The organism is Arthrobacter sp. HLT1-20 (genome assembly GCF_054510895.1).
The window spans coordinates 55,709-70,596 of sequence record NZ_JBTNDR010000007.1; the positions used below are offsets into that span (position 1 = coordinate 55,709).

The 14,888-nt window shown below is 64.0% G+C and carries 4 protein-coding genes; 1 reads left to right on the forward strand and 3 read right to left on the reverse strand.

Annotated features, from left to right (window positions below; translation table 11 throughout):
- Positions 1 to 71: 71 nt before the first annotated feature.
- The 3 genes from ACX80Q_RS05995 to ACX80Q_RS06005 all read right to left on the reverse strand — a co-directional run bounded on the left by ACX80Q_RS05995 (position 72) and on the right by ACX80Q_RS06005 (position 13,161).
- Complete coding sequence (locus ACX80Q_RS05995) at positions 72 to 6,164, reverse strand: Ig-like domain-containing protein (RefSeq protein ID WP_459329614.1); 6,093 nt, start codon at positions 6,162 to 6,164, stop codon at positions 72 to 74.
- Positions 6,165 to 6,354: 190 nt separating this feature from the next.
- A complete protein-coding gene (locus ACX80Q_RS06000; RefSeq protein WP_459329615.1) occupies positions 6,355 to 12,522 on the reverse strand; it encodes an Ig-like domain-containing protein in 6,168 nt (2,055 codons plus the stop codon).
- A gap of 234 nt (positions 12,523 to 12,756) precedes the next feature.
- Entirely contained in the window at positions 12,757 to 13,161 is a 405-nt protein-coding gene (locus ACX80Q_RS06005) for a VOC family protein (protein WP_459329616.1), read from the reverse strand.
- A gap of 285 nt (positions 13,162 to 13,446) precedes the next feature.
- Between ACX80Q_RS06005 and ACX80Q_RS06010 the strand changes: the two genes are divergently transcribed.
- Positions 13,447 to 14,838: a reverse transcriptase family protein gene (locus ACX80Q_RS06010; RefSeq protein ID WP_459329617.1), complete on the forward strand. Its 1,392-nt coding sequence runs from the start codon at positions 13,447 to 13,449 to the stop codon at positions 14,836 to 14,838.
- Positions 14,839 to 14,888 lie beyond the last annotated feature (50 nt).

Below are 14,888 nucleotides of genomic sequence, written 5' to 3' on the forward strand. Positions count from 1 at the left end.
ACCATTTTAGTCTCCCTGTACTAGTTGCACAATATATTCGTGAACAAATATTTGATTTGATTTCGCGCTCCCTAACAACGGGGCATGCCGGACGGGATCGACTCCATGTTCGTCGAGCGAACCGACAAGTAGCTGTAAGTGCCGTAGCCACCGGTGGTGATGTGGTACCACTGGTTGCCGCTCGTGGCACCGGTCCAGTACTTCCAGCAATTGACTTCAACCGGCGTATTGGCTGGCAGCCACTGAGAGTCACACGAGGGCGGGCTGCCGTCTGTGTAGTGGTCGCTTCCCGTAGTGGATTCCAGGCAGCTCCGAACAGGCGATGCCGAGACTGTCCAGCTCGTGGGCTTGGGCGGCGTCTGGGCACCGCTTCTGGGCGTCACCGTCTGCACTGGGCCAAACGTTCCCACGGAGTTGACGGTCCGGGCGTGGATGGTCACCGTCTTGCCGAATGCTCCTGTGTTGTAGGTTGCGCTGCCATTGCCGCCCTTGGCGGACCATGCGCCGCCATCCACCTGGACTTGGACACTGGCGGTGTCCGTTGCCCCGCCGGGGAAACTCCACGAGTAGGACACGTTTTGGCTGTCTTGCCCGCCGTTGCTCCCGCTAAGTCCGGCCGTCCCCGGGTTACCGTAGGGCACCACGCTGTTCGAAGGTGCCGAGGCATTGCCGGCCGTAGCGAAGGCGCTGGATCTGGCATAGATTGTCACCGTGGTTCCGGCACCATTGCTGGCCGGCACGGTCCCCCCTTGCACCACCGGAATATTGGACCCGCCCGGGGAGACATTGGCGAAGTAGCTCATCTCCCCGGATGTGGAACCGCCCAGGGCAGCACCGCTCAGGGGTGTGAAATTGACTCGCACACTTCCGCCGGCTGCGCCCGTGTTGGCCGGAGCAATGCTCGGTGCCGCAACCGTTCCGGGCCTGCTCACGGATCTCCGCCCTGCCGAGGGGTCGCTGGGATCCGAGGAGGAAACCTCGGTGGCAACCACCACACGGAAGGTGTAGTTGCCGGAGCCGTTGGGGAGGCTGACGGTGGCTGTTGCTGCTGTGGTGCTCACAGCATTCTGCGCGGCACCATCTAAATACGTGGTCAGCGTGTAGTTCTTCAACTCGCCACCGTTGAGGCTGGGTTCGTTCCAGTCCACCCGCACCTGGTTCTGGCTTCCCACAGTGTCAACCAGGGTTGTGGTGGGGGCGGCCGGGGTGAACGGCTTGCCCGCCGGTTTCACGGCCTTGGCTGCGTACTCACTCCAGTCGGAGGGCTTGGGCGCACTGTTCACAGCCTGCACCCGGAAGGTGTACTCGGTGCCGTTCACCAGCCCGGGCCAGGTGAGCTTGTTGCCCGTGGCAGGCCGCTGCGGGTTCTGGCCGGCGGGAACCGGGGAGATCTCAACGTTGAACGATTTCACGGCCGAGTATTCGCCCACGGGTGTCACCCAGCTGACGTCCAGCTGCGTATCTCCACGCACGACGGCGGGAGCGGCAGGTTTGTCCGGCTGCGTATCGGGTGTGGCGGATGCCGACGCCTTTGAGAAGGCAGACTCCCCCACGGCGTTCTTGGCGCTCACGGTGAAGGTGTACGGCTTGGCGTTGCTCAGGCCTGTGATCGAGCAGGTGTTGCTGGCACATTCCTGAGTGACGCCGTCGCTCCTTTTAACTGTGTAGCCGGTCAGGGGCGAGCCGTTGTCAACGGGCGTGTTCCACTTCAAGAGCACAGTCTTGCTCTTGACCTCCTGCACCAGCGGCACGGACGGCACGGCAGGCTTGCCCTTAACATTGAGGGTGGCCCGACCCACCACGCGCCGGGCGTTGTCACCCGTTTTGTCGGCCACCGTGTAGCTGACAACCACATTGCCGGTGAAGTCCTCAGGAGCCCGGACAGTGATGTTGTCCCCCGCCACGGCAACCTGGGTGCCCACAACTCCGGTGGTCATTTTCACGTCAACAATTTTCAATGCAGAGTCCGGGAACGGGTTCACGTCATTGGCCAGGACGGGAACCGTTTCCAGGCGCCCGGCATGGGCATCCGGGACGGAATCGTCATTGGCCACAGCCTTGGGCTGGGTGGAGGAGATGACCTTGACGCTCACGGCAGCCGTGACGGGCGGGTTATGTCCGTCAGTCACGGAAATGCCCACCGTCTGAGTGGAGCCCAGGGCCGCGTCCTTGCCCGCCTCAACCGTGAGAATGCCGGCGTCGAGCTTCATCTTCAGCCCGGCCGGCTTGTCTCCGGCCACGGCAAACGTCAGCGGATCCTTCTCCGGATCGCTGGCCAGCAGATTTAGATTGGCTGTGCCGGATTCCAGCTGGGCCACCTCCAGGGAACTGCCCTGGAGCTTCGGCGCCAAGTTCTTCGCCGGGGCGGGGGCCACCTCCGTCATGATGGTCAGCGTCGATTTCAGCCCCTGCGGGTCATCCGGTCCGGTGCCGTCGGTGACCTCAAAGGTGATGGATCCGGGACCGTAGAAGTCAAGGTTCGATGCATAGCGCAGCCCTGCGCCGTCCGGGGTGACCAGATTGGCACCACCGGCGCCAAGCATCTTGATCTTGTCCACCTGGGTGATCCGCGGCGTGCGGCCGGGGCGGACTTTGACGTAGTCGCGCAGATTGGCAACGGCCGTCTCCCCGGCCTTGACCTCAATGACGTCATTGCTGGCCAGCACAGGGTACTGGGCATCAAGGCCGGGCACCCAGACAATGGCTGTTGAGGCCAGCTTGTCCTGGTCGGTGACAGTGTACGGCACCATTTGGGGCACTGCCGTGAGGGCAATGCGCAGTGTGCCGTCGGCGTTCACCGAGGCGTTCGGGTTGGGCAGCGTGAGGCTCACGGTAAGATTCTCGGCCACCCCGTCCGGGTCCTCGTCGTTCTTGAGTACCGGGACGTTCACGGTGTTTTTACCCAGGGCCTCCTGCACCGTGACCTCGTCATCGCGGGCAATGGGGGCGCGCAGCGGCGCATCCGGGGTTACCGTCATGCGGATGTTGGCGGTGGCTGTGGCGCCGGCCGGATCACCCACCTTGTAGCCCATGGTGGCGATGCCCGTCGCCGCAGGGCTGCTCAGCAGCACGCGTCCCAGCTCAGTGACCGAGGGCTTCATCTCCCCCGGCCCGCTGAAACCGTCCTTGAGGACAAAGAGCTTGTCGCCGTCCGGGTCGCTGTCATTGAGGGCCACGTCCAGGGCCACCTGGCGGCCCGGGCGCAGGGTGATGAAATCATCGGCAGCCTTGGGCGGGCGGTTGCTGGAATCCTCCGGCGCAATGCCCACCTCAACGGTGCCGGTGGCCTGCGCGCCCTGACGGTCCTTGACCTTGTAACTAAAGGTGTCGGTGCCGGCCGCGTTGCCCGCCGCCGTGTAGAGAATGAAACCATTGCCCGCCACAGCCGTGCCCAACGACGGCGGGATGTCGATCCCAGCCAACCGCACCGAATCGCCGTCGGGGTCAATGCCGTCCAGCGGGATGTGAATCTTAGTCTGGCCGCCGGCGATGACCCGGCCCTCAACATTTTTCGGCGCCGGGGGCAGATTGCGTTCGGGGTCCTGGGCAATGATGTTGATGGTCACCGCGGCCGAGTCCACCTGGCCGGAATCATTGGTGACCTTGTAAATGGCAGTCACGGAACCGGGGGTGTCCGCTGCCAGGAAGCGCAGCGCGTTTTGGTCAACCCACAGCTTGCCAGCCCCCGCGTCCGGGCTTTCCACGATTTCCGGGTGCTTGAGGGTGTCGCCATTGGGGTCAAAGTCGTTGGCCAGCACGGGGATGCGGACCACATCGCCCACCCGGACATCCACCACGTCGGGGCGCGCCACGGGTGGCTGCAGGGTTGTTGCGGACGGGATGCGCACCACTGAAACAGCACCCACGGAGGTGCCCTGGCCGTTGGAGACCGAGTAGTGAATGGTGACGGGGAAGCCGGGATCGCGCACATCGGTCATTTTGACAACGTTGTGTTCCAGCACTGTCACCGAGACGCCAGCGTCTTCGGGCACGTCAACGCCGCGGACCACCAGCACGCCGCCGGCGGGGTCGGTGTCATTGCCCAGCACATCCACCAGCGTGGTTCCGCCCACAGGCAGCAGTGCCATGTCCTTGACGGCAATGGGTGCCAGCTCGGCCTGTGCCGGGACCACGTCGATGCGGATCAGCCCCGTGGCGCTTTGCGGGCCATTGGTCACCTGGTACGTCAAATAGCTGGCACCCAGGGTGTCGGAGCTGAAGGTGATGGTGCCGTTGTCCGCAATGGCGGAAACACTGCCCGTGGCGGGCTTGTCCACGCTGGCCAGGCGCAGTTCCCCGCCCAGCGGGTCCTGGTCGTTCTTCAGCGGTGCCACAATGGCTTTTTGGCCCGCCACGACGCGGACGTAGTCGGCGTTGGCCACGGGCGGCACTCCCCCGGCGGGCTTCACACTGATTTGGATCTTCTTTTCCACAATGGAGCGGGTATCGGAGACCTCAATGACCACTGTGCGCAAACCGTTGGAGGAGCCGTCGTCGGTGTAGCTCAATTCACCGTCCGGGGTGAACTTGACCTGCCCGGTTTCCTCCTGGGAGGTGGCGCCCACCAGGAAGATGCTGTCGCCGTCGGGGTCGATCATGTCAGCCAGCACGTTCTGGCTGATGGCTTGGCCCTGTGCCACCACCATGGTGGTGGGGCGCAGCGAAGCGGCCGGGGAGTTCTCGGCTTCCGGCACCACACGCACACTCACGGCGCCCTTGGCAGTACCGCCACGGCCGTCGTCGTTGGTGTAGCCAAAGGATTCAGTCCCAGCAGGGGCACCCTCGGGCACCACCAGCTGCAGGCCCGTGCCGCCGTAGACGGTTTGCAGGGTGCCGGCCTTGATGGAGGTGGCACTATCCCGCACCGTCAGCACGTCACCATCGGGATCGGAATCGTTGTACAGCACCGGCAACAGCGTGGTGCTGCCCGCCCTGACCCCAAACTGGTCTGGCTCGGCCAGCGGCGGCCGGTTGGGTTTCGTCCTGTCAGGGAGCGTGTTGACCACATTGGGGTCCGAGGAGTCCTTGTCAGCATTTTCGGCGTTCTTTTGGTCCACCGTGAGGTCATCCCAGTTGTTGACCAGCATCATGTTCTGGTTGACCAGCCACACGTCCCCGCCGGCCATGTCATTGAGCACCACAACGTCCCGGTTCTGCCGGAACACGAGATCCGAGGCCGCCGTAACCTTGGGCACGCTGATGGGCTTGGCGTCACCGCCGGGGCAGTGGAAAAGGTACTTGTTGGAGCCGTTCCAGGCGGCGTGGACGCAGCCACCCTGCTGCACCGGGGTCACCGGCCGGCCCAGGGCTCCTGCATCAACACTGCTTGCTGCGCCGCCCTTGAGTGGCTGGAGCACCAGGGCATTGCCGGTTTCCAGGGCCACAAAATCCGACTCCGCACTGCGTTGTTGCAGGCGGGCGCCCTTGGCATTTTCCAGCACAACGCGCTTGTTGCCGGGCAGGAACACTGTGCCGGTGTCAGGGTCAAACACCACTGGCTTCTCACCCACCATGCTCATCATCAGCTTGGCCGAATCCGGCACGCCGTCCATGGCGGTCTCGGCGGCGTCCACCACCTTGCCATCGGCAGAAATTCTGGCGTGGGTGAGTTGCGCCTTACCGGGGTCCAGCACAAAGACGTCGCTCACGCCGTCGCGGGTGGAGAGGGCGACGGCGGCCTTGGCGTTGGTGATTTTCGTCAGGATGGGCTTGCTGGTCTTCTCATCAAACGAGGCCGCCGCTGCGGTGGGCACGGCCCACACCTTGCCGGCCGCCGCGTCGGTGATGACTGTGATGGCACTGCCCAGCGACACTGCTTTGCCGCCGCCCAGGGCGGTGTCCTGGGTCAGGGTCATGGCAGGTACGTCCACCTGGTTCAACAGAGTGCCGGAGTCGTTGTCCATGAACACTGTCCCGGCATCCTGGAGCACGTTGAAGCCCTGGGAGGTGGCCGTGAAGCCGCCATCCAAAACCTCGGAGGGGACGTTGAGGTGGCCCGCCATGTTGATGCTGCGGTTTGTCACCCACACGCCGCCGTCGTTGAGGTCAACGTCGGCGGTGCTGAAGCCGGGGTAAATCAACGCCCCGGTCACCACGGCTGCCGTAACGGCGGCCGCGGCGGAGACGGAGAAGAACCTCTTGCGGGCAAAGATTTTTGAAGCCATGACAAACCCTTAGCTCGGCCGATTTGTTGGAGTCAGCCGGATGAAACCTGATGAAACGGTGGTGCGGAAGGCGGAACGGACGTGGTACGGAAGGACTAGTGCGCCATTGTCAGTGTTGCCGACGGCGGCACACGCAGCAATGGGGAGTTGTGCCCGCCAAGGCCCAACTCCCCATTGCCCGCGGTTACTGCTAGCAGCGGAGGCCGCCGCCATTGCGGTCGCGCACGTCCACTGTGTCATTGCGGACCCAGCGGCCCGGGTGCGGGCCATTGGACATGACGTACCAGCCGCTGCGGCAGCCGGTGACCTGTACCCAGCCGTCGGCCGTATCCAGCCATTTGCCGCCAAGGTTAACGTCACCGCCGGGCGACCTGACACCGTCGCAATAGGAGTCGCCATTGATTTTTTCGTAGTTGCTGTTCTCACCCTGCCCCTGGGTGCAGGAGTGCCACGTGCCTCCCTTTACCTGAACTTCGGTGACGGGCGGATCCGGCGGCGGCGGGGCCGAGCCGGCCTTGGCTTGCACGGCTCCGGAGCCGGCGCCACAGCCACCGGCGTTGCAGGCCCGCACATTGAGTGTGGCAGTGTCGTTGTAGTTGGCCGTCCCGGTTTCGTAGCTCGTGGCCATGCCACGGTTCTCCCAGCCGGTGCCATTGAGCCTGCTCTCAAAGCGGGTGATGGTGCTGCCATTGTTGTTGGGCACATTCCAGCTCCAGCGCACAGTCTTGTCACCCTGGCCGGCCGTCTTGCCGTCGACGCCCACCTGATTTGGCACACCGTAGGGAGCCATTGTTGGCGATGGACCCGAGGACGGGCCCCTGTCATTGGTGTTGGAGATGGGCCGCACAAACACGTTGGCATAGACGGCTTGCCCGTTGGGAGCGGCGAGCGTAACACCGGAGGGTACCCCGCAGCTCAGACCAGCCGTGGACAGGGTGATGCAGTATTCAACTTCAGTGCTGGCGTAGCCATTGAGCTGTGACTCGGCAACAGCCTGGTACGTGACCCGCACCTGACCGCCAGCACCATTGGTGCCCTCAAGCGTCATGCCGGGCGCTTGCGGAACTGCAGAAATTTTCCCTACGGCCCGTTGCGGCGCGGACGCTCCACCAAACGCGGTGGTGCCTGCCTTGTTGGTGGCACGGACACGGTACTGGTACCCCTGGGTGGAGGTGCCCACCGAGAACGTGGCACTGGTGCCCGTCACGGTTTGTGTGACGGCCCCTTGTCCGCCGCCTGAGCGTTCAACATCATATTTACTGACGGGGTCGCCGTTTTCAAAGGACGCTTCCCAGCTGACGCTGACCTGGCTGTTGGAACCCACGGCGGGCTGCGTTTGAACAGTTGGTGTGGCGGGAACGCCCGGCAGTCCTGCCGGGATCACTGAGGCCGAGTACGCTCCCCACTCGGAGGGTTTCGGCGCGTTGTTCACGGCTTGGACCCTGAATTGGTACTCCGTGCCATTCTCCAGTCCCGACCAGGTCAAGGTGTTACCCGTGACACCGGTCTTCTGGCCGTTCTGGCCTGCGGGCACCGGCGAGATTTCCACATTGTATTTAGTGACGGCAGAGAATTTGCCCACGGGGGTAACCCAGCTGACATCCACCTGCTTGTCACCAAAAACGGTGGACGGAGCAGCGGGGGCATCGGGCATGCGGTCAGGTGTTGCCGTGACCGAGGCCGGCGAAGCCGCCGAGGTGCCCACATCATTGCTGGCCGTCACAGTGAACTTGTACTGTGTGGTGTTGTTCAGGCCAGTGATGGTGCAGGTGTTGGTTTCGCAGTCCTGCGTCCCCCCTGCCCAGGCCACCGTGTACTTGCTGATGGGCGCGCCATTGTCCGCGGGCGGATCCCACGTCAGCAGCACGGCTTCATCCTTTTCCTCAACGATTTGTGGCTTGCTGGGAGCATCGGGTTTGCCCTTGACGGTGATGCGGATGCGTCCGTTGACGTACCTGTCCTGGTTCTTGGTCTTATCCGCAACGGTGTAGCGCACCACCACAGTTCCCTTGTAGTCCGGATCGGTGTTGACGGTGACGGCGTCGTCAACGTGGGTGACAATAATTCCTGCACTCCCCGTCTCCACGGAGGTGTCCACCACTTTCAGTGCCGTGTCCGGGAACGGGTTCACGTCATTGCCCAGGACCTTGACAACCTCGGCACGGCCGGCGTGGGCGTCCGTCACGATGTCCTCATTGGCCACCGCCAAGGGTTCGGAGGAGGACGTCGCCGTCAGGACCACCTCGGCCGTGACGGGCTCGTTGCTGCCGTCGGTGACCTGCACCCTAACGGTGCCTGTGGCCCCCACCGGGGTGCCGTCATTGGCGGAAACCGTTAATTCAGTGCCCTTGAAGTCCACGGTGAAACCGGCTGGCGCACCACCGGCCATGGAGTACTTGAATTTGTCCTTGTCTCCCGGATCAATATCAAAGGCCAGGGGCCCAACATCCAAGGTGGCCTTCTCCTGCTGCGGCACCTCCAGGCTGGACCCGGTGAAGGTGGGCGGAGTGTTCTTCTTCTCCGGGTCCTTCTTATCCTTCTGACTGGCCGGGGCCGGATCAACCAGGGTCATGACTGTCAGGGTCGATTTCAGGCCCGCTGGATCGTCGGGTCCGGCGCCGTCGGTCACCTCAAAGGTGATGGAGCCCGGGCCATAGAACTTAATGTCGGAGGCGTACGTGATGCCCTCGCCGTCGCCCATGATGACGTTCTCATTGGAGGCGCCCAGCAGGGAGATTTTGGCGGCCTCGGTGAGGCGCGCCGTGCGGCCTTCACGAACCTGCACGTAGTCGGTCAGCTTCAGGGTGGCGGTTTGGCCGGCAACAACGCGGATCACGTCAGTCTTTTTCAGCACGGGGTACTGCTTGTCCAGCCCCGGCACCCAAATCACGGCCGTTGCTTTCAGCCCGTCCTGGTCGGTGACGGTGTAGGGGACCATCTGCTCCCCGGCTTCCAGAACCACGCGCACGGCACCGGTGGAGGTGACGGACGCGCTGGTATTCGCCTTGCCGGGAGCTTGCTCAACGGCCACCGCCAGTGTCTGCGTCACGCCGTCGGGATCGGCATCGTTGTCCAGCACGGGCACGTCTACGGTGTTCTTGCCCAGCATTTGTTTGACGGTCACCCTGTCATCACGCGCAATGGGAGCCTTCAACGGGGCGTCAGGTGTGACTGTCATGCGGATGTTGCCGGTGGCCCTGGCCCCAAACTTGTCCGCCACGGTGTACATCATGGTGGCAATGCCCGGTTCCAGCGGCGCTGTCAGCACCACCTTGCCCTTGGGCGTGATGGAGGGTGCCATGGCCTCGGGGCCCTTAAACCCGTCCTTCACCAGGCCCAGCTGGCCGCCGTCGGGATCTGAATCATTGAGCACCACATCCAGCGCCACTTTGCGGCCCGGACGCATGGTGATGAAGTCATCCTCGGTGACCGGCGGGTGGTTCATGGTGAGAGGTGGGGCCACGCCCACATCAACGCGGGCCATGGCCTCGGCGCCCAGCCTGTCCCGCACCCGGTAGGTGAAGGTGTCGGTGCCGGCCGAGCTTCCGCCCGCCGTGTAGTAGATGTAGCCGTTGCCGGTCTCGGCGGTGCCCAGCTTGGGCGCCTTGTCGATGCCCACCAGTTCCACGGAATCACCCTCGGGATCAATGCCGTTCAGCGGGACAGGAATCTTGACCTGATCCCCCGCAATGACGCGTCCGGTGATGTTCTTCGGGGCCGGTGGCAGGTTGTGCTCGGGATCGGCGGCCACAACGGTGATATTCACCGTGGCCGAGTCAAATTGCCCAGAGCTGTTGGCCACCTTGTAAACGCCCGTAACCTTCTTGGGTGTCTGACCCGCAATGTAGCGGAGCTGGTTTTGGTCGGCGAACAACGTGCCCGCGGCCGGATCCCCCGCCTCGGTCACAACGGGCGCCTTGAGCACCTCACCGTTGGGGTCGGTGTCATTGGCCAGCACGGGAATGCTGACAATGTCCCCCACCCGAACCACGGCGGTATCATCCTCGGCACGCGGCGGCAGCAGCTTGTCCGACGCCGGGATCCTGATCACCGCGATCTCCCCCACGGCACTGCCCGCGCCGTTGGAAATGGTGTATTTGATGCTCATGGCGGAGTTGAGGCCGCGCACGTCCGTCAGCTTGATGACGTTTCGTTCAATGATGGTGGCCGCCACGGGTGCCCCGCCGGGGACATCTACCGCTTGAATCACCAGTACGCCTCCTGCCGGATCCATGTCATTGCCCAGCACGTCCACCAGCACCGAGCCGCCGGCGGGCAGCATGGCCAGATCCTTCACGGCCACGGGCAGCCCTTGTTGGTCTGCCGGAACCACGTCGACGCGGATCAGGCCGGTGGCGCTCATGGGGCCGTTGGTCACCTGGTAGTCCAGGTACACAGGCCCGGGCGCACTGGCCGTGAAGGTCACGGTGCCGTTGTCGGCAATCTTGGAAACGGTGGCATTGGCTGGCTTGGACACACTGGCCAGGCGCAAGGTGCCACCGGAGGGGTCCTGATCGTTTTTGAGCGGCGAGAGCGCAATGGGCTGGCCCACCACGGCGCGGAAGAAGTCGGCGTTGGCCACGGGAGGCACCGTGCCGGTCGCCTTGACGTTGACCTTGACCTTTTTCTCGCTGCTGTCCATGCCGTCGGAAACGGTGATGGTCATGGACTTCAGGCCGTCTTTTTCGCCGTCGTCGGTGTACTTCAGTTCCCCGTCGGGGCCGGTCTTGATGACGGCGCTCTTGTCGTCGGAGACAGCGCCGGTGAGGAAAATGTCATCCCCGTCGGGGTCAATCCAGTCGGTGAGAACGTTTTGGCTCATGGTCTGGCCCAGCTCCACCACCATGGTGGAATCACGCAAAACCTTGGGCGGGGTGTTTTCGCCAGCCGGCACTACGCGCACGTTGACGCTGGCCCGGGAAGTACCGCCGCGGCCGTCGTTGGCGATGTAGCCAAACTGGCCGGACCCCTTGGACTCGGCCGGAACGTTAATCTGCAGCCCGGTCCCGCCGTAGATGGATTGCACGGCGCCCAGAGGAGGGTCGACGGCGGGCGCCTCCACCGTGAGCACGTCACCGTCGGGATCTGAGTCGTTGAACAGCACCGGCAGGATGCTGGTTTTGCCTGCGCGCACACCAAATTCATCCGGCAGCGCCTCGGGTGGGCGGTTCGGCTTGGTCCTGTCCGGCAGGGTGCTGACCACGTTGGGGTCGGCCGAATCCTTGTCCGCGTTGTCCGCGTTCTTCAGATCAGTTTTGAGGTCATCCCAGTTGTTGACCAGGAGCATGTTTTGGTTGACCAGCCAAACGTTTCCGGTGTTGACATCGTTCAGGACAACCACGTCACGGTTCTTGCGGAAGACAAAAAGGGACGCGCCACCGGCCTTGGGAATGTCAATGAGTTCGCCCGCTCCCCCACAGGACAGCGCGTACTTGTTGGCGCCGGACCAGGCTGCGTGGACGCAACCGTCCTGCACCACCGGTGCCACGGCTTTTCCGGTGCTGCCCAGTTGCAGGACTTGCGCGGCCGAGCCGTCCAGCGGCTGGGTGAACAAGGCGGTGGAGGTTTCCAGCGCCACAAAGTTGCCCTGGTCCGCGGGCTGGGCCAGGCGCGCCCCGGCAGAGTCCGGGATGTTCACCGTTTTGCCGCCGGGCAGGAACAACTTTCCGGATTCTGGCGAGAACGCAACGGCCTTGCCGCCGGCCACGGTGACTTGAAGGTCCTTGGCCCCAGCCAGGCCCTCAACCTTCGCCCGCTCCTGGGAGGCAACCTTGCCGGCGTCGTCCATCACAGTGGAAATCAACTCACCCGACTCGCCGTCCACCGTGTAAACGGTGTCATCGGGGGCCGTCACGGATACGGGGTTGCGCAGGCCCGTGAGGATGGGGACGGTGCTCTTGTCATTGAAACTGGGGGCGTTCTGGTTGGCCACGGCCCACACTTTGCCGGCGCCGGGGTCGGTCAGGGCAACCATGCCTGTGCCCTGGGAGACTGCCATGCCGCCGCCAAGACTTGTCTCCGAGGCAAGGGCCATCATGGGGATGTTGACCGGATTCAGGAGGTTGCCGCCGTCGGCGCTCATGAAGACGTTGTCGGCGTTCTGGACCACATCAAAGTTGGTGGTGGTGGCTGTGAAGCCGCCGTCGAGGACCTTGGACTGGTCGTTGAGGTGGCCCACCAGGCCGTCAACACGGTTGGTGACCCAGACGCTGCCGTCATTGAGGTCAACATCTGCCGTGGTGAAGCCGGGGTACACCACTGCCCCCGTCACCACTGCTGCCGAAAGCACAATCGCAGCCGATGCCGTGAAGAACTGCTTCTTGTTGCCTGACCTGGTGAAAAGATCGCTCAATGCCATGAATAGCCTTTATTCATCCGATTCCTAAGGCAGAATGCGGGTCCAAACTGACTCTGGGCCTACGCAAAGGGAGGCACCCTTAGAATCCTATCGGATTGATCCAAATGATGGGCTAATCACATTCGGCGGCCTGGAGCTCCTTGGGTGGCGGCCCCGGCGGACACTGCAGGGCACAGCGACAGCCCCGCTGCGCAAGGTCCGCGGCGGGGTACAGGTGTGGCGGGAACGCGCCTGCTACTGTCCGCTCAGCTCAGCCGGCGAGCCCTGGTGCAGGCACAGGATATTGCCATCCGGGTCCTTGAACCAGGCCGCCTTTTCCGCGCCGAGAACGCAGACGTGGTCAGTGGTTTTGAGCCCGGGTAGGTCGTAGTCCTCAAAGACCACGCCGCGGGTGCCCAAATCGCCAATCGAGGCCTCGATGTCCGCCACCTCGAAGCTCATGGCGGTGTGCACGGAGGGGCTCGCGTCGGGGTCTTCCATGAGGGCAAGGCTGGCGGAGCCCTCCAGCCCAAAAATCAGGTTTCCGTCGGCCGATTGCCCACGGAATTCCAGGCCGAGTGACTCGGCATAATAGTCTCGGGAACGGGCCGCATTGGCCACCGGCAGAACGGTTGTTGCGGGACTGGATGCAAGGGACATTGTCATCATCGCCTTAGGGGATCAATGGCACCCATTCTACGCCGGGCCTGGCAGATCCGCAGCGTTTTTCGCGGTACTCAGCAAGCTAAAACGAGCCCGCAACATTGGCCCCACCCGGGGACCGCTGCGCTAGTGTGTCAACATGCGACGGCTTCGAGATGAGATGGGACGTCACCTTGGTGACCTACCCTCTCCGGGGCTACCCCGGGGCACGAAGACTTACCTCCAGCATGCGCCTTGGGCGCTCCGCTACGCTCCGCGAAGAGCAGCGCCCAAACAGACAGATTGGTCATCTTTGAAGCCGTCGCCGCATTGACCCCCTCACTCTCCTCCGCCGTGCTGGCCCGCAGTCCCCGGCCCACGCCCCAGACTGTAGCCACAGCCCTGTCACACGCATTCCTTGCGGCCGAGGACTGGTCCAAGCCAGCCCTTGTCAATGCGGGCGCCAACGTTTTGGGGGCTCGACGGCGTTGGCTGGGTCCGCTGGCCGGCCACATCGTGGGCCTCTACCACCGGCGCCCGGCAGACGCCCCCCGTGAGCTGGCCGCCGTCGTTCTGGGCAACGAGGCCTTCAGAACGGCGGTGATGAAGGCCGCCAAGGCGCGCAAGCCGATCACCCTGGCGCACTACGTGGTGCAGCCCGCCGAGGCCCGCGAGGCCAAGGTCCGCCACCTCCACACATTGGCCGAACTGACAGGGCTGCTGGGCTTGGGTATGGGTGAGTTGGAGTGGTTTGCCGATCCCCGGCAGTGGAACCGCACAGCCACGAGCAGGCGGCTGCAGCATTACAGGTATCAGTGGCGCAGCCGTCCCGGAAAGGTGCCCAGGCTTCTGGAAATTCCGCATCCGCGGCTGCGGGCGCTCCAACGCACGGTGCTGCGTGAGCTGCTGGCACCCATCCCGCTGCACAATGCAGCACACGGATTTGTGCCCGGGCGCGGCGCCGTGAGCGGGGCAAGGCTGCACACCGGCTCCGAGGTGGTGGTGAGCCTGGATCTGGCAGCCTTCTTTGCCCATGTCACCCCGGGCAAGGTGTTTGGCGTGCTGCGCCAGGCCGGATTCACCGAGGCGGTGGCGCACCGGGTGACGGGGCTGTGCACGCATGCCGTCCCGGTTGGCGTCATCGCCGAGATGCCGCCGGGCGGGGACCCCGCGGACCGTTTTGCGCTGCGCAAGGCCCTGGCCGTGCCGCACCTGCCCCAAGGCTCGCCCACCTCGCCCATGCTGGCCAACCTTGCGCTGCGCCGGCTGGATTCCAGGCTGCAGGGCTGGGCTGAAGCGTTCGACGCCGGCTACACCCGTTACGCCGACGACCTCGCCTTCAGCGGGGGTTCTGAACTGTCCCGGCGTGCCGATGCGTTTGTGCGTGGGGCTGCCCGGATCGTTGCCGATGAGGGCCATTCGCTGAATCGATTGAAAACCCGGGTCCAGCGGGCTGGGGTGCGCCAGAGCGTGACGGGCGTGGTGGTCAACCGGCACACCAACGTCTCCCGGCGTGAGTTCGATGCGTTGAAGGCCGTGCTGCACAACTGCGTTGTGCATGGCCCCTCCAGTCAGAATCGCGACGGCCATACCGATTTCCGGGCGCACCTCATGGGGCGCGTGGGCTGGGTTTCAAGCGTTAATCCGGGCCGCGGGGCCACGCTGCGGGCCCTGTTTGAGCGGATAGTTTGGTAGTCCGGCAGCTCGGGCTGGTTTGATTCATGCACCGTACTGGTAAGTTGCAT

What these genes read in the sequence shown, in the direction of transcription:
- ACX80Q_RS06005 (WP_459329616.1), bottom strand. Translation starts at nt 13,161, where the DNA reads ATGTCCCTTGCATCCAGTCCCGCAACAACCGTTCTGCCGGTGGCCAAT.
- ACX80Q_RS05995 (WP_459329614.1), bottom strand. Translation starts at nt 6,164, where the DNA reads ATGGCTTCAAAAATCTTTGCCCGCAAGAGGTTCTTCTCCGTCTCCGCC.
- ACX80Q_RS06000 (WP_459329615.1), bottom strand. Translation starts at nt 12,522, where the DNA reads ATGGCATTGAGCGATCTTTTCACCAGGTCAGGCAACAAGAAGCAGTTC.